Genomic DNA, 18,871 nt, shown 5'->3' with positions numbered 1-18,871 from the left:
CGATTTGAAATCGGTCTCAGGTTTTTTTGCTACATATACCTTAGGTGATTTTATTGATTAAACTTATCTTAAAGAGCAATTGCGATAACATCCTCTGGGCAAACACGTAAAATCCCTTCAAATCTATCGTCATTACGATTGTTTCCATTCTTATCATCTTTGTTGTTGTCTTTGTCGTCATCTTTTCTTAATTGAGAGAATAGAGCAACACCGTTACAGAACCCCTCAAAAACTAAATTGCGGAATGTTGCATTTCCTTTTAGTTTAAGAAGCGAAACCTCAGTTCCTATAGAAAGATGTGCAAGCACGTTACATACAGCATGTCGTTGTGGTCTAATTTCTTCTTTCTCTTTCTCACGATGGTTGTGGTTGCGCTCTCTTTCATGATGATGACATTCTCTAAAGTTATCACAGCATCCAAATGATCCAAACATAATCCTCATCACCCCCTTCACACTTATAATCTATGTAAGTTTGGCAGTCGGTGACTGGACAGATAATGGAAATTTTTCTAGGGGATTTTCTCATTTTAAATGACTAGATGGGTGTTTAGTATGGAATGATGTTTAAAATAGGGGAAATATCACAAAAAAATGTAAAGACCACCGAAATGAATGAAATAGGTAGCCTTTACACTTTTTTGCTTTTATATAAAACGATGATATATACAGGAAGAGCTAAGAGTAGTGGTGCAATGGATCGTGCAGTATGTTTTTCTGCTTCTAATTGTAACGCTTCTTCTTTAGGGAATTGTAACACTGATATGTTTGCAGCATCGCCAATAAAATATAGCAGCAGTACAGTTACTATGTAACTTAAAAGTGCGATAAAGCTTCCGTATGAACTCAATGAAAATCCCTCTCTTGTTATCTATTTGTTATCATTGTATCACAATTGTAACAAAAATACACGGTTATATTTCGATACTTTAACAAATTTCGACACAAAACGCCATATTTGTTTATGGGGATAGCATGAAAATTACGATTTCTCTATGTATAGATGTCGAATAATACATTGTAATATTACGGATGTGTGACAGAATATAAAAAAACGAAGGTAATGAAATTACCTTCGTTTTTATTATTTCGCCCATTCACTTACTTGTTCTACGCTCATGCGTGGTGCAGGGTGACCTTTTAAAGTTGATTCACCAATTGTAATAAGCATAATTGGTACGTAACGCGATGAAACATTAAATTCTTCCATTAGTGCTTGTGGGTTGAAACCACCAATTGCGCAAGTATCCCAACCAGTTGCTTTAGCAGCAAGCATAAGTTGCATTGCTGCTAAAGCAGCATTTGAAAAGGCAGCATCTCGTGGGTATTGCTCACGAGTATATGCAGATTCAATGTTTTTAGCTAAGCGTTCTTTAGCTTCTTCTTTCATAAATCCTTGTTCTACAATTGGACCGTAAACAGGTTCAACATTTTTATATGCTTCTAAATCACCTAAAATAGCGACTACGGCAGAAGCATCGAGAATTTGTTGTTGGTTATAAGCAATTGGATGTAATCGTTTTTGTACATCTTCGCCTTGGAAAACAAGGAATTTCCAGTGTTGCAGGTTCCAAGCAGAAGGTGCTTGAGCAGCTGCTTTTAAAATTTCGTGTAATTCTGTAGATGAAATTTCTTTTTCGGGGTTGAATGCACGTGTAGATGTGCGTTCATATAAAACGTTAAAAAAGTCACTGTTTGTCATTATATATCCTCCAAATTACATAGCAGCTTAATTTAAAATACATGTAATATATTCTACTTACATTTTGTAAGTTATTGAATTTAAGAATATAATAACTTTATTTTAATTGTCAAGTTTTAAGTGCTAAGGAGGGCATTCATACAAACGATACAATTCCTACAATCATACACTAAAAAAGGAATTTATTGAGTAAAAAGGCGAAGATAACATTCTCAATTAGCTTGTTAATATGTATCCCTCACTAATCGAATTTTTTTGAGAACAATCTTTTATAAAATGATTGTGAGGAATTCAGTAAAACAAGATATATGAAGTGAGTGAAGACTAGTGATGAACATACTACATTTTTTATTAGAGAATACTGTTTTCCAAAATGTATTACAAGATCTTCAGTTGAATGTCCTTTATATAGAAGATGGATGTACACATCAACAAACGATAGAAAATGTCCATCCAAAGTGTATGTTTATAGCAAATAGTTTTGAAGAAGGAGAAATATTGTTTCATAGAACTAGACCGCATATTGTAATTATGTATGTAACAGATGTTGATCAAATAAAATATATAAAGAATATATATGATTCACGGAGTACATTCATTATCATTTGGGATCAACAGATAAACAATGAGTTTGCAGATTTACTAATGTTAGGAATACGTAATATTGTTATAGCACCAGTAACCCCACAAGTGGTACTAGAGGAAGTGAATAAGAGTTTATATCAACTTTCTTTAGTGCGGCAAGTAGGTTTACAACAAGAATTGCTTCAAACGATGTTTGATTTTCAAAATGATTTATTATTTGTAGTAGAAGATGATGAGATTGTTGATTGTAATACGAATTTTTTACAATTCTTCGGATATGATAATTTATTTACGTATCGCGAACAACATTTAGTGTTTGCAGAACATCTTATTAGAGAGAACGGATATTATTCGACGACTCACGATATAACATGGTTGGATGATACTTTATCAAATGGAAGAAGAATTAAAATGTACAATCATGAAGGAGAAGCATTGACTTTTCTATTACGTGCGATACCATTACCAGAAGACTTATCGCGATTTATAGTAAAATGCACAGAGATTACAGAATTAGATGAAATCTATCAAGAGCAAGAAAGACTTGCAATGATAGATTCATTGACAGAAATATATAATCGTTTGAAATTCCAACAAATATTGGAGAAAGAGTGGGAGAATGTAATACGTAACGATGAAAAAATAGCACTTATTTTGTTTGATATAGATAATTTTAAATCAGTAAATGACACATATGGTCATGATTTTGGCGATTTAGCATTAGTACAGCTTGCAGATCTTATGAAATCTAAAGTTGAAAATCAACATATATTTGCAAGGTGGGGAGGAGAGGAATTTATAATATTAGTGACAAATACGGTAGAAAAAGAAGCGTTTCAAGTTGCGGAGTCATTACGATTTTTTATTGAAACAAAGCAATTCTCTGGAATTTCAAAGTTAACAGCGAGTTTTGGAGTTGCGTTACATGAGAATGGGATTACTAAAGAAGAATTAATGCAAAGAGCGGATATTGCATTATATGAAGCAAAAAAAAATGGGAAAAATCAAGTATGTATATATAGGAAAGAAAAAATGTGATTTTTCGCAACAAATTGTTGCGATTTTTTTTTATTACCTGATAATAGAATATGGGGGACCATTTTAAATGAAGTAACGACGGAGGAACAATATGATAAAAAAAATAATGGCTATGGTTTCACTGTCTGCTGTAGTTTGCGGCGGAGTATACTATTTTCTCTATAGTCCAGATCCAAAGGAACAAGCAGTATTAACAACAAAGGTAACGCCTGCTATTGAGTCAGAGGTACAAGATAATATAGAAGAAGTACAAAAAATTGATTATGCTAGTATATCTCAAAAGTTAGATCAGTATTTAGTAGGAAAGCAATTTAATGGGACAGTTTTGGTGACAGATAAAGAGCATGTTATATTGAATAAAGGATATGGATATGCTGATGTTCAAAATAAAATAGAAAATACACCTCAAACAAAATATCGTATCGGTTCTATTACGAAAACAGTTGTTGCTACATCCATTCTACAGTTACAAGAACAAGGGAAGTTAAATATCCAAGATAATGTAAATAAATACATTCCTTCATTTCCAGCAGATAAAAACATCACGTTATATCACTTATTAACGCATACATCTGGTTTACCGGAAAATGGGAAAGGAAAGGTTAATGTAGCTTCACGTATAAATTTAATAAATTGGATTGGAAGTCAAAAGTTAGATTTTCCACCAGGAACAGGTTGGAAGTATACGGATTATAATTATATGGTGCTCGCTTATATTATAGAAAATATAACGAAAAAGCCTTTAGGAGATTATATAAAAGAAAATATATTTACAAAGGCAGAGATGCATGAATCAGGTATGGGAAATATGGTGCCTGGAGATAAAAACTTCACGAAGGGTTATGTGAAGAAAGATCAAGAACTTGTACCAGCGCAAAAATTAGGGATGGACTGGTTATATGGCTCTGGTGAGATGTATACGACAGTAGGAGATATGAAGAAATTAGATGAAGCGATTATAAATGGCAAGCTTCTTTCTGAACAAAGTATACAAGCGATGTTTACACCTTCACAAGAAAGAAAATATGCATTTAGCTTTTACATATATCCTGATTTTTTCCATAACCATGGTGTACTATCTGGTTGGAATACGTTTAATAATTTCAATAAAGAAAAAGGAACGTTTGTTATTTTATTTTCAAATGTGAAGAATGGTTTGGATGATGATTTTAATAAGGAATTTCGGAAGATGGTAAATGATTTATTAGAACAAAGGGGATGAGAAGATGGAAAATAAAAATTTATCAATAGGTTTTATTGGTATTGGTGTGATGGGAAAAAGTATGGTTAACCATTTAATGCAAAGTGGTTATAAAGTATATGTATATAATAGAACGAAGGAAAAAGCGGATTCTTTAGTGCAAGAGGGTGCGACTTGGTGTGATACACCGAAAGCGTTAGTAAAGCAAATTGATGTTGTTATGACGATGGTTGGTTATCCTCATGATGTAGAAGAAGTGTACTTTGGGATAGATGGAATTTTAGAACATGCAAATGAAGGTACGATAGCAATTGACTTTACAACATCGACACCAACATTGGCAAAACGTATTAATGAAGTTGCGAAAAGCAAGAATATATATACATTAGATGCACCAGTATCTGGAGGGGATGTTGGAGCTAAAGAAGCTAGACTAGCAATTATGGTCGGTGGAGAGAACAGAATATATGATATTTGCTTACCTCTATTTGAAAAACTAGGAACAAATATTCAGTTGCAAGGCCCTGCTGGGAGTGGGCAACATACAAAAATGTGCAATCAAATTGCAATTGCTTCTAACATGATAGGAGTATGTGAAGCGGTAGCGTATGCGAAAAAGGCTGGACTTAATGCAGATAAAGTATTAGAGAGTATTTCGACAGGAGCAGCAGGTAGCTGGTCATTAAGTAATTTAGCTCCTCGAATGTTAAAAGGAGATTTTGAACCTGGCTTTTATGTGAAGCATTTTATGAAAGATATGAAGATTGCTTTAGATGAAGCTGAAAAATTACAATTACCAGTACCGGGTCTAACCCTAGCGAAGGAATTGTATGAAGAGCTAATCGCAGATGGAAAAGAGAATAGTGGAACACAAGTATTATACAAAAAGTATATAAGGGGGTAAATGAAATGGATCTCCAAAAGTTTGACGAAATGATTGATGCTGTGCAACGAGCAACTTGTGTACAGATTAATGATAAGCAAAAAGAAGCTTTTAAACAAAAATACGATTTTGAACCAGATTTTGAATATGGAAGAGATGAGAAAGGGCATTATGTTATCCGAACTTCGAAAAAGATGTTAGAGGAAATGGAGTTTTATTTGGCATTGAAATATGATCGGGATGGAATTGCCCTTTATATGCATGCTGAGATTGAAGGGACATGTCATGTATCCGTTAGCTATAGCGAAGATGCACTTCATTTGCAAGAATTGTTTCAATTTCTAGAAGAAAATAAATAAAAAGTCCTCATTTGAGGACTTTTTATTTATTTAGGCAGGCATAATATTTAAGTTGGATAATTTATAGGCTGGAAGCGCGACGGCATCTTTCAATTGGGAATGGAATAACTTGTGCAATGTGATTAGGCCCCAACTGTTTCGCGCGAGCATGGCGTAGTATATAAAATGCGCACAGAATAGAAACAGGAATAGCACCATATAAACCAAAAAATAAAGCGCTTACACACGATGCAGCAAAACCTAAAACACCAACTTCTAATTCTTCCATAATAGCTCCTAAAATGACAGGAATAGCTCCGCATATAACTCCTAGTATAAGTGCGATAAGTAAACTCATGATTATCCCCCTCTGTTTGCAATATTCTTTTCCTTCTTATTAGTTGTAGTATATCATACGTAAAACAGAATTTTCAGAAAAAATTCAAAAAAAGTTCAATAAATGTTCAAAAAGTATTCCGAAATGTACTTGATAAAGTGGAATTATGATTCGAGATATTTGATTTAAACAAACGAAAGGGACAAATCATTTTAGTAAATAAAAAATCAGGCTTACTTCAATGTTATGAAATAAGCCTGTTCCATAGGAGGATGTATATATGTAGAGTGAATAAAAGGTTGGAAAAGGGGTTCCAACCTTTTATTCAACTAGCTACCTTAATAAATTGGAACCCAACCTTCTGTTGTAACAAAAATACGAATAGCTACAACTTGGCGATCATCTTGTAAGGTAAAATAGTGTCTTGCATTTTCAGGTACAGATATAAGATCACCAGGCTCAAGTTCAACGTCAAAGAATCGACCATCTTTTCCTTCAATAGCGAAGATGCCATGACCGCTGACAATAAAGCGAACTTCATCATCAGTATGATGGTGTTCTTTTTGGAAATTAATTAATAACTCGTCAAGGCTAGGTGTGCTATTTGAAAGTGAAATCACATCATATGCTTTATAACCTCTACGCTCTGAAACATCAGCAATTTCTTTGGAAAACACCGTTAATATTTCAGCTTTGTTTTCATCTGTTAAGGAGTAATTTTCTTTTAAATGAGTAGGGAGTTTAGAAATATTCCATTTCTCATATAAAACATCTTCTCCTTGTAGAAAGTTTGATACTTCTACTTCATTTTCAATACGAGTATTTTCCTCATGAATACGAATTTGCGCCATTAGAAACGCCTCCTTGAATTGATAATAATTTTATATGAAATTGGAATAAAAACTCATAAGCTTCTAATCTTTTTTTTGCATCAAAGCTATCACGGCCCCATACGGTAATGCCATGGTTTCGAATTAATACTGCTCCTGAATCTCCTTGTATATGCTTTCGAAATTTCTCTCCAAGCGTTGGGATATGAGCATCATTTTCGATAATAGGAATGTTAATCGTTGCACCTTCTTCCCAAATATCAAGAGCTTTAATAATCTCTTGATTTTGAAGGGTGACTTTATCGCTATACAAATTTGTGATGACATTATTATCAGTTGTATGAACATGAAGTACGCACCCAGCATTCGTACTGTTATAAATATGTGTATGCAATATTGTTTCTGCTGAAGGGCGTAACTCAGTTTCTAAAACGGGAACTCCTTGATGATTTACTAATAGAAAATCATCTGGAGTGGTTTTTGTTTTATCTTTGCCACTTGCTGTAATAAGAAAAGTAAGGGGATCATGACTGACTTTTATAGAAATATTTCCACTTGTTGCTGGAAACCAATTCCGAGTGGTTAATTCTTTTTTTATTTCACTTAAGTCATACCATTGACGAAAAAGTTGTTTCATGATTTCACCTCCAACAAATGTTGTAATTCGACTTGAATATCGTGAAATGTGTTAAAGGATGTATAAGCAATATGATTTTCTTCACATTTTGTAATAAGGAAGTCACGGGCGAATACTTTATCTGCTTGTTTTGCTGCTTGTAAATCAGTAATGGAATCTCCTATTACAATATGAAAATCATCTTTAGAGCTTAGTTTCCGAATTAATGATGATTTACAGAGACCACAACTATGCTGACATTGCTCGTCACAAGGGTGCGGCCATTTAACTTCAACAAATTCTCCTGAAAAGTCAGTTGCATTACAATAAATTTGTTCTTTAGGGATTATTTCTTGTAAGAGTGGATAGACGAAGAAATCCATTCCACCTGATATAACGTAAAAGGAAATATTATTTTCATTAATAAATTGTATGAATTCATGAAAACCTGTACGGATTTCAGCAGTTTCTTGTAAAAACTGAATAATATCATCGTGTAGATTAATAGGTATTAATCGAAATAATTGAGAAACACCTTCTTGAATAGAAAGTTCTTGCGATAAAATTTTTTGCTTTATTTCCTCTGCTTCTGGTGGTGCGAATTTTTCCATAATGGACATGATATTATCGTTATTTGTAATCGTACCATCGAAATCACAAAATACTTGAATACTCATAATTTCACCTCATGAGAAGGATTTCCCCATATTTGTAGTGCGCTATGCAAATTTATTTCATCCACTTCATGGAGTGGTTTACCTTGTAAAGTAGCTTCAATTGCAGCACGGAAAGCTTTGCCACCACCTTGAGCTCCATTTGGATGCCCATGAATCCCGCCGCCGGCATTAATAACAACATCCTTACCAAAATCTCGTAGAATAAAGGGAACGAAACCAGGATGAATTCCAGCAGATGGAACAGAAAAACTTTTCTTGAAATAGTGGTCTTCCTCAGTTAATGCTTCTGTAATGAGAAGAGCTTCCTCTTTTTCTAATGCAACGTTGCCGTATGGTGATGGGAATAAAGAGAAATCAGCACCAGCGTAACGTAGTAATTTTCCAAGTAGTAATGGAGAAGAGAACCCGTATAGTTTCGATGACGAATATGCGCCACTTACAGCAGGGTGTGCCATAATAGGAATTGGAATTTCATCGTCTTCTACAAGTGATTGCAGTACATCTAATCCATAAGAAAATACATTAAATAAAAGAATGTCTGCTCCAGCTACCACCGCACGTTTCGCGTTCTCTTTTAAATCATAAGTTCGCCCTGTTAAATTTACTGCGTATAAAGTTTTATGTCCGTAAGTTTCGTATACAGATTGTAAAACTTCTTTCCCAGATTCAATTCTTTTTGTAAGTGGTGTTAATGAGTTTTCGAATAAAATTTCATCATCTTTTACAATATCTACGCCTCCAATTGCCTGATCGCGTAGTTGAGTTTTTAAATATCCAATATTCCGTCCTATCATCCCTTTGAAAATACTCATTAGAAGAGGGCGATCTTGAACTTGTAACAGGTTTCGAATGCCTTCGATTCCAAATTTTGGTCCAGGAAAATGTTTCTTTAATTCGTCTGAGAATGTTAAATCAATTAGTTTAATTTCTCCATCTAACGAAAGTTTTCCAAATGTTGTTGTCAAAATGGCTGGTAAGTCGGGGCTAAAGTTCAGCGATGGATAATGAATTTTAATGAGTCCACGTGATACTTTTTTGCCAAGGTAAGAGTTAATATGTTCTTGTTCGTCTAACGCTTCAATATGAATGACATTGCCTTTATGTTGTTTTAATTGTTCTTGTAATAAGTGTGGCAAATGAGTCCAAGAGCCAATTGTTAAACCAATTGCAATTTGTTCCGCTTTCTTTTCTAAGTTGTGAGAATCATCGTGGATTAAATATGTCGCTATAATTCCGCTCATTGTTAAAACCTCCTAGTTAAATAAAAAAACCTCTCAGCTAAGGAGAGGTTTTTTTACAACCAGCTCCTTATCTGTCAGCGTAACGCTGCGAGAATTAGCACCGTGTCTACAATTGTAGATCGGTTGCCGGGTTTCGTCGGGCTCGTCCCTCCACCTGCTCTTGATAAGAAGTATTTAGAAATGTTTAAATTTTTAAGATAACTGAATTTTGTCAGATATTTTTCATGTTGTCAATTACTTTTTGAAAAAATTTAATTTATCAATTCGATTAATAGCTTCTCGTAATCTATCTTCTGTATGCAAGAGACCAACACGGACATACCCTTCGCCGTGCTCACCAAATCCAACACCAGGAGCAACTGCAACGTGTGCTTTTTCTAGCAAAATATCAGAAAATTGCTCAGATGTATATCCTTCTGGTACAGGAAGCCATGCAAAGAATGATCCTGTTGGAATATCTACATTCCAACCAATTGAGTGACAAGCTGAAATAAGAGCGTTTCTCCGAGATTCATAACTATTAACAAGTTCTACCACACAAGACTGCGAGCCTAATAGTGCTTCGCGGGCAGCATCTTGAACTGCACCAAAAATACTAACATACATATGATCTTGCAATAGGTTAATTGTTTCGATAACACTTTCATTCCCCACTGCAAAAGCAATACGCCAGCCAGCCATATTGAAAGTTTTTGATAAAGTGTAAATTTCAATTCCTGTATCTTTGGCGCCGTCTGCTTGCAAGAAACTAACAGGCTTTTGGCCATCAAAGCCGATAGCACCGTAAGCAAAATCATGAACAACTAATATATTATGTTTACTAGCAAAATGAATGGTTTCATCAAAGAATTCTTTTGATGCAGTAGCACCGGTAGGATTATTAGGATAGTTTAAAAACATTAACTTTGCTTGCTCCGTAACAGAGTCATCAATTTTTGTATAATCTGGTAAAAAATTATTTTCTGCAATAAGCGGCATTGTTTCAAAGTGCGCTTTTGCTAAAGCAACTCCGGATAAATAATCTGGATAGCCTGGATCTGGAACGAGAATGGTATCACCAGGGTTTGTAAAACAAATTGGTAATTCTACTAATCCAGCCTTTCCACCAAACAAAATAGCAACTTCAGTTTTTGGATTTACTACTACATCATATTCACGTTGATAGAATGTTGCCACGGCTTCTTTTAAGCTTTCATGTCCGCGAAATGGCGGATATTTATGATGAATGGCCTTTTCAGCAGCATCTTGTAAAGCTTTTACGATATGCTGTGGTGTTGGTTGATCTGGATTACCTTGACCTAGATTAATAACATCGTGACCAGCTGCAACGACTTTGTTAACTTTTGCAACAAGTGAAGCGAAAAATTGTGTCGGCAATGATGTTACTACTTCGGAAGGTTGAAAATTTTTCATACTTTTCACCTCTTTTGAAAGTTGTTACAATTCTAGTGACAAATGATATAATCTTTCCAGTATTTTGTAAAGAAAAAATTAGGAATGGGGCGGACAAAATGAAAGTCGCATGTATTCAAATGGATATTGTCTTTGGTGATGTAGAAAAAAATATTGAGAACGCTAAAAATAAAATAAGCGAAGCGATGAAGGAAAGACCAGATGTTATCGTCTTACCAGAATTATGGACAACAGGATATGATTTAACAAGACTTTCTGAAATTGCAGATAGGGATGGATTGGAAACGAAAGAAAAGTTGAAAGAGTGGTCGAAACAATATGGTGTACATATTGTTGGTGGTTCCATAGCGAAGCAAACAGAGAAAGGTGTTACAAATACAATGTATGTTGTAAACAATGAAGGGAATCTAGTCAATGAATATAGTAAAGTACATTTATTTCAGCTTATGGATGAACATAAATATTTAGTAGCTGGTAATGAGACAGGTGAATTTAAGCTAGATGATGTAGAGTGCGCTGGCACAATTTGCTATGATATTCGTTTTCCGGAGTGGATGCGTGTTCATACTGCTAAAGGTGCAAAAGTTTTATTTGTTGTAGCAGAATGGCCATTAGTACGTTTAGCGCATTGGCGTTTGCTTTTACAGGCGAGAGCAGTTGAAAACCAGTGTTATGTTGTAGCATGTAATAGAGCAGGAAAGGATCCGAACAATGAGTTTGCAGGTCATTCTTTAATTGTCGATCCTTGGGGTGAAGTTGTAGTAGAGGCAAATGAAGAGGAATTTATTTTATTTGGAGAGCTGAAATTCGAGAAAATTAAAGAGGTTCGCAAAGGAATCCCAGTTTTTGCAGATCGTCGTCCAGAATTATACAAATAAAATGTTGACAAGTGATTTTTATTCTTGGTATAGTCTTCATCATAAAGTTAAAAATTCAAAAAATTATAAAACTCTTATCAAGAGCAGGTGGAGGGATTTGGCCCGATGAAGCCCAGCAACCGACCGCAATACCATTGTGAAATGGGGCGTTTATGACGTCAAAAGGCACGGTGCTAATTCCAGCAGAAAGTAAACTTTCTGGCAGATAAGAGGGGAGAAGATAAACTTCAAACCTCTTTCTTTGTGGGAAGAGGTTTTTCTGTGCTAGAAAAACCTCTGAATTAAAAGGGGGAGAAGAAGATGGGATATTATTCATTAACAGAAGTAACAGCTGTACACTATGCAAAAGAACATGGATACTTTGAAAAGAAAGCAAATGTAGTTTGCCATGAAATTGGAGATGGCAATTTAAATTACGTATTCAAATTAGATGATGGAGAGAAGACAATTATAATTAAACAAGCACTTCCATATGCGAAAGTAGTTGGTGAGAGCTGGCCATTGTCAATAAAAAGAGCAACGATTGAAAGTAAAGCACTGCAAATTTTCGCGAAGTATGTACCGGAATACGTTCCAAAAGTATACAGTCATAATGAGGAGTTAGCAGTGACAGTAATGGAAGATTTATCAAGACTAACGATTACAAGAAAAGGATTAATAGAAGGAGAAGAATATCCTCTTTTATCCCAGCATATTGGTCGCTTTTTAGCACATGTTTTATTTTATACTTCAGATTTCGGCGTACGTTCAGAAGAGAAAAGAGTGTTAGATAGTGAATTTGTTAATCCAGATCTTAGTAAAATTACAGAAGATTTAGTGTTTACAGATCCGTTTAGTCATTATGATACGAATGATTATGAGCCAGAGTTACAACTAGCGGTTGATGAACTGTGGAGTGACAAAAATTTAAAATTAAAAGTAGCTCAGTATAAGTATAAGTTTTTAACGAGAAAAGAAGCGCTCATTCATGGGGATTTACATACTGGTAGTATATTTTCATCGCCTTCTGAAACAAAAGTAATTGATCCAGAATTTGCAACGTACGGTCCATTTGGATTTGATCTTGGTCAATTTATTGCAAATTTATTATTAAATGCGTTATCGCGTGAAGAGGAAAAAAGAAGTGTGCTATTTTTCCATATCGAGAAAACATGGAGTTATTTTGTAGAAGCTTTTACAAAGCTATGGATTGGAGAAGGTGTAGAAGTATATACGAAAGAAAAACAATGGTTACCAATTATTTTGCAAAATATTTTTAGTGATGTTGTTGGATTTGCTGGATGTGAACTTATTCGTAGAACAATTGGTCTAGCACACGTAGCAGATTTAGATGAAATAGCAGATAAAGAAAGAAGAATTCAAGCTAAAAAACAAGCACTTTATTTAGGAAAAGAACTATTAAAATATGAATCAAAGAGCGCAGATATACAACTGTTCCGAACATTATTTCAACATACAGTTTCAGGAGGTGTAAAGGCATGAGTACAATCATTACTATTCCGAGATCTGTAAGTTGGAAAGGGGATGCCATTGCGGTATTAAACCAAACAAAGTTGCCGCATGTCACTGAATACAAAACATTAACGAATGTTGAAGATGTATGGAAAAGTATCATTATGTTAGAAGTACGCGGAGCTCCTGCAATTGGAATTGTAGCTGCGTTTGGTTTGGCGCTTGCGGCAAAGAAATACGATGCTACAAATATCGATGAATTTCAAAAGAAGTTTAATAGAGATTGTAACTATTTAGGGACATCACGTCCGACGGCAGTCAATTTATTTTGGGCAATTGATCGTATGAGAGAAGCTATACGAGGGATTTCTACAATAAAAGAAGCACAAAAAATATTAGAAGAGGAAGCACTTCGTATTCAGCAAGAGGATGAAGTGGTGTGCCGAAGTATTGGAGAACATGCTTTAACATGTTTTAAAGACGGTGATAAAATTTTAACAATTTGTAACGCTGGAAGTATTGCAACTGCTAGATATGGAACAGCATTAGCCCCATTTTATATTGGGAAAGAGAAGGGTGTACGTTTACATGCGTATGCGTGTGAAACGAGACCGGTTTTACAAGGTGGTCGCTTAACGACATGGGAATTGAAGCAAGCAGACATTGATGTAACGCTTATTACGGATAATACTGCAGCACATGCAATTCGAACGAAAGAAATTAATGCAATTATTGTAGGAGCAGATCGAATCGTTGAAAACGGTGATACTGCTAATAAAATAGGAACATTAAATTTAGCTATATTAGCAAAGTATTTCGGTATCCCATTTTACGTTGCAGCACCGTTATCTACATTTGATACTACGAAACAAACAGGTGCTGAAATTGTCATTGAAGAAAGAGATGAAACAGAAGTTACGAAAATTTTTGGGAAACAAGTGGCGCCACTTGGAACGCCTGTATTTAACCCTGCATTTGACGTAACACCGCATGGATTAATTACAGGAATTATAACTGAGAAAGGTATTTTACGTGGAGATTATAAGCAAGAAATTACGTCATTATTTGAAAAAACAAGCTAATCACAAATAGCTTGTTTTTTTATGCCTAAGATTCTCTTTTCCTCTTATTTATGTAATGAAGGGAGGAGAGAAAGATGGAAGAGTGGATCAGGATGATAGGTAATGTGGGGTTTCCGATTGTTGTAACGCTATATTTACTACATCGCATTGAAAGTAAATTAGACGGAGTGATTGTTGCAATTGAGAAACTCCCTAAACAATTACTAAAGTAGGAAGATCCTCGCGATAGAAAGTAAAATAAAGTTTGCTCTTCGTGAGCAAACTTTATTTTTTAGCCCGCATTAACGGGCAGTAAAACTCCCACCTCAAAATTTGGTTGGAGCAAAGAAGTTAGGTCGGAGATTAACTGCCCGTAAAAGCCCGATTGGTGAAGGCTAATAATCAGTGGGGGATGAACAAAACCCCCACTGATTAAAGTTTCACTTTATTGAGCAGTATATCCACCATCGATAACAACAGCTTGACCAGTTATGCCTTTTGCCTTTTCACTTGCTAAAAACATAGCATAATCTGCAATTTCTTGTACTTGCAACAAGCGCTTCTGCGGTACAAGAGGATAAATAATATCTTCTAAAACATTTTCAAGTGGTACATTTCGTGTAGTTGCTAAATCTTGTAGTTGATTTCGTACAAGGGGAGTATCAACATATCCGGGACAAAGAGCGTTTACAGTAATTCCATGAGTTGCTCCCTCTAAAGCAGCCACTTTTGTTAATCCGATTACACCATGTTTCGCACTATTATAAGCAGCTTTTCCAGCAAATCCGACAAGGCCGTTAATAGAAGCGATATTAATAATTCGTCCATACTGTTGTTTCTTCATAATAGGAAAGGCAAGCTTGGTTGCAATAAATGGAGCAATTTGCATAATTTTAATAAGAAGTTCGAACTTATCCGTTGGAAAATCTTCAATTGGTGAGACGTGTTGCATTCCTGCGTTGTTAATTAATACGTCTAATGAACCGAAGTGAGTAACTGTTTGAGAAATTGCTGCTGCAATTTCTTCTTCAGCTGTAACGTCACATTTTAAACCGATAGCTTGATAGCCTTCTTTTTGCAATTGTTCAGCAGCTTCTTTTGCACGATCTTCAAGACGATCACTAATGACAACTTTAGCACCTTCTTTTGCGAAAGCACTTCCCATTTCATAACCAATACCGCTCGCAGCACCTGTTAAAAAGACAACTCGATTTGTAACCATGATGAAAAACACTCCTTCATAATAAAAGTTCTCTTATTGCTCTATTTAGAGAGGTGATAATGAAATTCCTGCAAACATTTGGAAAAATATATTTAACTATCTTGTAAAACAAGATAGTGGGAGGATTTGAAATATGTCGACAAGTCAAATGCTAAAAGGGATTTTAGAAGGTTGCTTACTTGCTATTATTTCTGAAGGTGAAATATATGGTTATGAAATGAGTGAAAAATTAGCGAAATATGGTTTCACAATGGCGAGTGAGGGAAGTATTTATCCGTTATTAATACGAATGCAAAAGGAAGGATTAATAACAAGTGTAATGAAGGAATCTCCATCTGGTCCAAAGCGAAAATATTATACATTAACAGAAAAAGGCGAGGAAGCACTGGATGAATTTATGGATCGCTGGGAAGCGATGCAAAGTAGTGTAGAGCGTCTACTTGAAGGGAAGAAAAAAATAATGCTATCAAATGAAGCACGCAATTTTTTATTGGATATGAGATTATTTTTAACTGCAAAGAGTGTGAAAGAAAGCGATATTGAAAGCTTTTTAGAAGATGCAGAGTTGCATTTAATAGAAGGTGAGAGTGAAGGGAAAAGTGTAGAAGATATTTTCGGAAGTTCACCGAAAGAATACGCGAATGAACTTGTAAAAGTGATGGAAAGGGATAGAAAGGAAACGTGGAAGCAAATTGGGTTTACGGTAATGAATATCGTTTCGTTTTGGATTATTGCTTCTATTTTAATAGTTAATAATGGGATTTTACAGATTTCGCTTATTCAGTGTATTGGCTATAGTTTTACATTGATTTTAGCTGTTATGGGTCCTAATTTTTTGCTTCGTAAAATGACATTTGTAACAAGTTTTACAAAAACGTGGTTTTCCATGTGGTTTTTAGTCATGATTGCGCCAATGTTTTTATTAGGAGTTGTTACGATTTTAGATGTGATATATCCTACAACGATGTTTACGTTGACTCTAGTCCAAAGTTATATATTAGCTGGAGGGATCTTTATCCTCACGGTAGCTATAAATATATATTTTGAAGGATGGTTTAAAAACTTATATTTAATTATTCCACTTTCGATTATGTTAGTGTTTAAAACATTTACATCGGAAGATCTTATGCCAATGTTATTTCAAATTGTATGCTTGTATGGAAGTTTATTTATTTTAATTTTCCTTGAAATTATGATGAAGGCGAATAGAAGAGAAACGGTTAAATAAGGGAGGGATAAAAATGCTCACAAAGGAATCTCAAAGATTTATAGAAGAAACACGAGCGTATTTACGAGTAAAGGGAATTAGCGAATCTGATATTATTGCCTTTTTAGAAGATGCAGAGCTTCATTTAATAGAAGGAGAAAAGAAAGGGAAAACAGTAGATGGCATATTTGGTAATTCTCCAAAGACATATGCAGATCAGCTTGCAAAAGAGATGGATGTAGATAAGAAAGGGAATTATAAATTATTGATTTATTTTATTATAAATGTATTAGCGTTTACGATGATGAAAAGCGTATTTTTTAGCGAATTAGATCATCGTTTATCTTATTCTCTAATTGAATTAATCGGATATCCAATTATGACTTTTGTAGGGATTGGCATATTAATAGTGGGCATGAGAACAGCGGCGTTTAAGCGGAAAAGAACTGAACTTATTATTATGTATATAACTAGTGTGCTATGGTTTTTATCAATTTTCAGTATTGCATTACTAAATAGCTTTTATGGCACAACGTTTATTCAATTTACTGCTATAGAAAGCTTTGGTCTTGTAGGTATTGTATTTCTGAGCGCAGCCGTTATAAATATTAAATTTGGTGGTTGGTTTACTTTGTTCTATTTGCTTGTTCCAATTGCATTAGAATATATATTTGTAATGTTAGATTTATCAGGTATTATAGGAATGTATATACACCAAATAGTTTTTTTAGTCGTTATTTATATACTTTTAAAAATTCACGCAAAATTAGAAAAAAGGGCATTCATATGCAAATAATGATTATATGTATATTAACTATTATGTTTCTAGGATTAGCAATTTTAGGGATCTATACCGCTTTCGCAAAAAGGATACATAATGATTATTTTGATACTTTATTAGATGACACATCAGGATATATTTTGTTTTTCGGTTTAATAGGAAAAGGGCTGCTCTGGATATGCAAAAAAGTATTTCCAAAGAAATATTATATTGGGATTTTTAGAGGAATTACATTTACTTTTAGTTGTATGTTTTTATTTCTCGCAGCCGGTATTTGGTTTGGTGATTGGAATATGTTGTTTTAAACAGTAACAATATCGTTACTGTTTTTTTCTTTGTAATAAGGGACTTTGTAAAGAGAGCGCTTTTTGTTCATTTGTTAATAATGAATTGATGTGAACTTTATTAGGGCTAGGGACTATAGGGTACATAAGGTTCGATGGTGAATGGTGATGTTCAGAACCGGTTGGAGAGTGGGGATCTGCGTGCGTAAGTTTTCCATGAATTCGTCTTGTGAATAAAATATGACCAATTTCGTGAGCGAGGGTGTATATATTTTTCATTGGAGCAGCTGAGTTTGTTAGAACGATGTAACCAGTAAGTTGTTGTTGTTTCGCTAGAGAGTAAGCGCAAGCGATTACTGCGGTTTCTTTGAAATAATCACTGCCAATATAACAAATATAAAGGTCACATTCAGGAGCTTCGTTAACACAAGTTTGAAAAAAGGATGATAATTTTTCCTGACTTTGAATGGAGTTTTTATAACTAATTTCCCGATTAGAAAAACGGAAAAGCTCGTTTAGTACAATTACTTCTTTAATTTGAAATGTAATGGGATGCCAAATTGATTCTGCAACTGCTAAATCTTTTGCAATACGGTCGTCAGAAATATCGGCGCCTGGAGTAATGCAAACACATATATTAATGTATGAATCCATAAGGAACACCTCAAAGGAAAAAATTCTTTCTATAATATATGTGGGGAAAAGGTCCTATGTATGGATAAACGCCTTGTTTATTACACGAATATATAGACTACAAGTCGAAAAAATTTCATAGTTCTATAACGTAGTATGGTCATCTTTTTGATATAGTAAAGAAAAGGGGGAGAATATATGTATACATTAAAAATCGTTTCAGACAGAGAAGCTCTGTATCAATTTGCGAGCTATGTAAGAGTTGTGCAAGGGGTTGAAGGTGTATATGTAGAGGTGGGAGAACCTTTATATGAACATCCATTAATGAAGTTTTATGTACATATTACAATTGAAGAAACATATGATCAGCATAAAGCGTTACAAGAAATAGCTAGATTAGTAGAATTAGGGCGTTTTACATATGTCCATTATAGCAATGAGGAAATTGAAGAAGCTTTTGAAGCTGTAAAATACGAAAGCTTTAAGAAATAAA

The 18,871-nt window shown here is 34.5% G+C and carries 23 protein-coding genes, 1 pseudogene and 2 riboswitches; of the genes and pseudogenes, 13 read left to right on the top strand and 11 right to left on the bottom strand.

Translation table 11 applies throughout. The features are described 5' to 3' along the window. Nucleotides 1–68: 68 nt before the first annotated feature. The 3 genes from NSQ47_RS13765 to NSQ47_RS13755 all read right to left on the bottom strand — a co-directional run bounded on the left by NSQ47_RS13765 (nucleotide 69) and on the right by NSQ47_RS13755 (nucleotide 1,701). The gene (locus NSQ47_RS13765; RefSeq protein ID WP_002160627.1) at nucleotides 69–434 is read right to left on the bottom strand and encodes a DUF3915 family protein; all 366 of its coding nucleotides are present in this window, start codon (nucleotides 432–434) and stop codon (nucleotides 69–71) included. Nucleotides 435–630: 196 nt separating this feature from the next. After that, nucleotides 631–849, bottom strand: a complete 219-nt coding sequence (locus NSQ47_RS13760) for a hypothetical protein (protein ID WP_002088422.1) — start codon at nucleotides 847–849, stop codon at nucleotides 631–633. 234 nt (nucleotides 850–1,083) lie between these two features. After that, nucleotides 1,084–1,701, bottom strand: a complete 618-nt coding sequence (locus NSQ47_RS13755) for a nitroreductase family protein (protein WP_002145933.1) — start codon at nucleotides 1,699–1,701, stop codon at nucleotides 1,084–1,086. 330 nt (nucleotides 1,702–2,031) lie between these two features. On the opposite strand from NSQ47_RS13755, the gene NSQ47_RS13750 reads away from it, so the two are divergent. The 4 genes from NSQ47_RS13750 to NSQ47_RS13735 all read left to right on the top strand — a co-directional run bounded on the left by NSQ47_RS13750 (nucleotide 2,032) and on the right by NSQ47_RS13735 (nucleotide 5,767). Further along, nucleotides 2,032–3,324 carry a GGDEF domain-containing protein gene (locus NSQ47_RS13750; protein WP_341037154.1) on the top strand — a complete coding sequence of 431 codons (1,293 nt, stop codon included), beginning with the start codon at nucleotides 2,032–2,034 and terminating at the stop codon, nucleotides 3,322–3,324. Nucleotides 3,325–3,415: 91 nt separating this feature from the next. Then, nucleotides 3,416–4,546 carry a serine hydrolase domain-containing protein gene (locus tag NSQ47_RS13745; protein WP_002160631.1) on the top strand — a complete coding sequence of 377 codons (1,131 nt, stop codon included), beginning with the start codon at nucleotides 3,416–3,418 and terminating at the stop codon, nucleotides 4,544–4,546. Between the two features lie 4 nt (nucleotides 4,547–4,550). Next, the gene (locus tag NSQ47_RS13740) at nucleotides 4,551–5,429 is read left to right on the top strand and encodes an NAD(P)-dependent oxidoreductase (protein ID WP_215554060.1); all 879 of its coding nucleotides are present in this window, start codon (nucleotides 4,551–4,553) and stop codon (nucleotides 5,427–5,429) included. A gap of 5 nt (nucleotides 5,430–5,434) precedes the next feature. Then, nucleotides 5,435–5,767, top strand: coding sequence for a DUF3909 family protein (locus NSQ47_RS13735; protein ID WP_215554059.1), 333 nt, complete (start codon nucleotides 5,435–5,437; stop codon nucleotides 5,765–5,767). 61 nt (nucleotides 5,768–5,828) lie between these two features. Here NSQ47_RS13735 and NSQ47_RS13730 read toward each other — a convergent pair whose 3' ends face one another. From NSQ47_RS13730 to NSQ47_RS13705, 6 genes are all read right to left on the bottom strand, one after another. Next, nucleotides 5,829–6,104, bottom strand: coding sequence for a hypothetical protein (locus NSQ47_RS13730; RefSeq protein WP_002160633.1), 276 nt, complete (start codon nucleotides 6,102–6,104; stop codon nucleotides 5,829–5,831). Nucleotides 6,105–6,421: 317 nt separating this feature from the next. Next, nucleotides 6,422–6,934, bottom strand: a complete 513-nt coding sequence (locus tag NSQ47_RS13725) for a 1,2-dihydroxy-3-keto-5-methylthiopentene dioxygenase (RefSeq protein WP_002160634.1) — start codon at nucleotides 6,932–6,934, stop codon at nucleotides 6,422–6,424. Then, nucleotides 6,912–7,550: a methylthioribulose 1-phosphate dehydratase gene (locus tag NSQ47_RS13720; protein ID WP_002111581.1), complete on the bottom strand. Its 639-nt coding sequence runs from the start codon at nucleotides 7,548–7,550 to the stop codon at nucleotides 6,912–6,914. The genes NSQ47_RS13725 and NSQ47_RS13720 overlap by 23 nt, the downstream gene beginning before the upstream one ends. Beyond that, the gene (locus NSQ47_RS13715; RefSeq protein WP_002111579.1) at nucleotides 7,547–8,206 is read right to left on the bottom strand and encodes a 2-hydroxy-3-keto-5-methylthiopentenyl-1-phosphate phosphatase; all 660 of its coding nucleotides are present in this window, start codon (nucleotides 8,204–8,206) and stop codon (nucleotides 7,547–7,549) included. Before NSQ47_RS13715 ends, NSQ47_RS13720 begins: the two co-directional genes overlap by 4 nt. Further along, nucleotides 8,203–9,447, bottom strand: a complete 1,245-nt coding sequence (gene mtnW, locus NSQ47_RS13710; RefSeq protein WP_002111577.1) for a 2,3-diketo-5-methylthiopentyl-1-phosphate enolase — start codon at nucleotides 9,445–9,447, stop codon at nucleotides 8,203–8,205. The genes NSQ47_RS13715 and mtnW overlap by 4 nt, the downstream gene beginning before the upstream one ends. A 64-nt stretch (nucleotides 9,448–9,511) precedes the next feature. Beyond that, nucleotides 9,512–9,617: riboswitch (SAM riboswitch) on the bottom strand. A 64-nt stretch (nucleotides 9,618–9,681) separates the two neighbouring features. Then, nucleotides 9,682–10,860: a pyridoxal phosphate-dependent aminotransferase gene (locus NSQ47_RS13705; RefSeq protein ID WP_002160637.1), complete on the bottom strand. Its 1,179-nt coding sequence runs from the start codon at nucleotides 10,858–10,860 to the stop codon at nucleotides 9,682–9,684. Between the two features lie 14 nt (nucleotides 10,861–10,874). Here NSQ47_RS13705 and NSQ47_RS13700 point away from each other — a divergent pair, with 14 nt between their 5' ends. The 4 genes from NSQ47_RS13700 (at nucleotide 10,875) to NSQ47_RS13685 (ending at nucleotide 14,484) form a co-directional block, all read left to right on the top strand. After that, nucleotides 10,875–11,738, top strand: coding sequence for a carbon-nitrogen family hydrolase (locus NSQ47_RS13700; RefSeq protein ID WP_341038238.1), 864 nt, complete (start codon nucleotides 10,875–10,877; stop codon nucleotides 11,736–11,738). A 71-nt stretch (nucleotides 11,739–11,809) separates the two neighbouring features. Further along, nucleotides 11,810–11,950: riboswitch (SAM riboswitch) on the top strand. An 88-nt stretch (nucleotides 11,951–12,038) separates the two neighbouring features. Continuing rightward, the gene (gene mtnK / locus NSQ47_RS13695) at nucleotides 12,039–13,220 is read left to right on the top strand and encodes an S-methyl-5-thioribose kinase (RefSeq protein WP_341037151.1); all 1,182 of its coding nucleotides are present in this window, start codon (nucleotides 12,039–12,041) and stop codon (nucleotides 13,218–13,220) included. Next, on the top strand, nucleotides 13,217–14,272 hold the full coding sequence (gene mtnA, locus NSQ47_RS13690; RefSeq protein WP_341037150.1) for an S-methyl-5-thioribose-1-phosphate isomerase: 1,056 nt from the start codon (nucleotides 13,217–13,219) through the stop codon (nucleotides 14,270–14,272). The genes mtnK and mtnA overlap by 4 nt, the downstream gene beginning before the upstream one ends. 74 nt (nucleotides 14,273–14,346) lie before the next feature. Continuing rightward, on the top strand, nucleotides 14,347–14,484 hold the full coding sequence (locus tag NSQ47_RS13685; protein WP_000393342.1) for a YvrJ family protein: 138 nt from the start codon (nucleotides 14,347–14,349) through the stop codon (nucleotides 14,482–14,484). Between the two features lie 212 nt (nucleotides 14,485–14,696). Here the strand turns inward: NSQ47_RS13685 and NSQ47_RS13680 are convergent, their stop codons facing one another. Continuing rightward, nucleotides 14,697–15,473 carry a 3-hydroxybutyrate dehydrogenase gene (locus tag NSQ47_RS13680; RefSeq protein ID WP_002111569.1) on the bottom strand — a complete coding sequence of 259 codons (777 nt, stop codon included), beginning with the start codon at nucleotides 15,471–15,473 and terminating at the stop codon, nucleotides 14,697–14,699. Between the two features lie 133 nt (nucleotides 15,474–15,606). Between NSQ47_RS13680 and NSQ47_RS13675 the strand changes: the two are divergent. From NSQ47_RS13675 to NSQ47_RS13660, 4 genes and pseudogenes are all read left to right on the top strand, one after another. Next, nucleotides 15,607–15,924: pseudogene (locus NSQ47_RS13675) on the top strand (PadR family transcriptional regulator); the annotation flags it as partial. Between the two features lie 9 nt (nucleotides 15,925–15,933). Beyond that, nucleotides 15,934–16,701 carry a DUF1129 domain-containing protein gene (locus NSQ47_RS13670; RefSeq protein WP_341038237.1) on the top strand — a complete coding sequence of 256 codons (768 nt, stop codon included), beginning with the start codon at nucleotides 15,934–15,936 and terminating at the stop codon, nucleotides 16,699–16,701. Between the two features lie 13 nt (nucleotides 16,702–16,714). Further along, entirely contained in the window at nucleotides 16,715–17,476 is a 762-nt protein-coding gene (locus NSQ47_RS13665) for a DUF1129 domain-containing protein (protein ID WP_341037149.1), read from the top strand. Then, the gene (locus NSQ47_RS13660; RefSeq protein ID WP_341037148.1) at nucleotides 17,467–17,766 is read left to right on the top strand and encodes a DNA-binding protein; all 300 of its coding nucleotides are present in this window, start codon (nucleotides 17,467–17,469) and stop codon (nucleotides 17,764–17,766) included. Before NSQ47_RS13665 ends, NSQ47_RS13660 begins: the two co-directional genes overlap by 10 nt. A gap of 15 nt (nucleotides 17,767–17,781) precedes the next feature. On the opposite strand, the gene NSQ47_RS13655 is transcribed toward NSQ47_RS13660, so the two are convergent. Further along, nucleotides 17,782–18,399, bottom strand: a complete 618-nt coding sequence (locus NSQ47_RS13655; RefSeq protein WP_002199468.1) for an ImmA/IrrE family metallo-endopeptidase — start codon at nucleotides 18,397–18,399, stop codon at nucleotides 17,782–17,784. Between the two features lie 177 nt (nucleotides 18,400–18,576). Here NSQ47_RS13655 and NSQ47_RS13650 point away from each other — a divergent pair, with 177 nt between their 5' ends. Continuing rightward, nucleotides 18,577–18,870, top strand: a complete 294-nt coding sequence (locus tag NSQ47_RS13650) for a DUF3928 family protein (RefSeq protein WP_002160644.1) — start codon at nucleotides 18,577–18,579, stop codon at nucleotides 18,868–18,870. Nucleotide 18,871: the final 1 nt, after the last annotated feature.

Origin of the sequence: Bacillus sp. FSL R10-2780, from assembly GCF_038006125.1 — a bacterium.
GTDB lineage: Bacteria > Bacillota > Bacilli > Bacillales > Bacillaceae_G > Bacillus_A > Bacillus_A cereus_U.
Note: the sequence above shows the minus strand (reverse complement) of the source record. Positions and strands in the feature narration are given on the sequence as shown.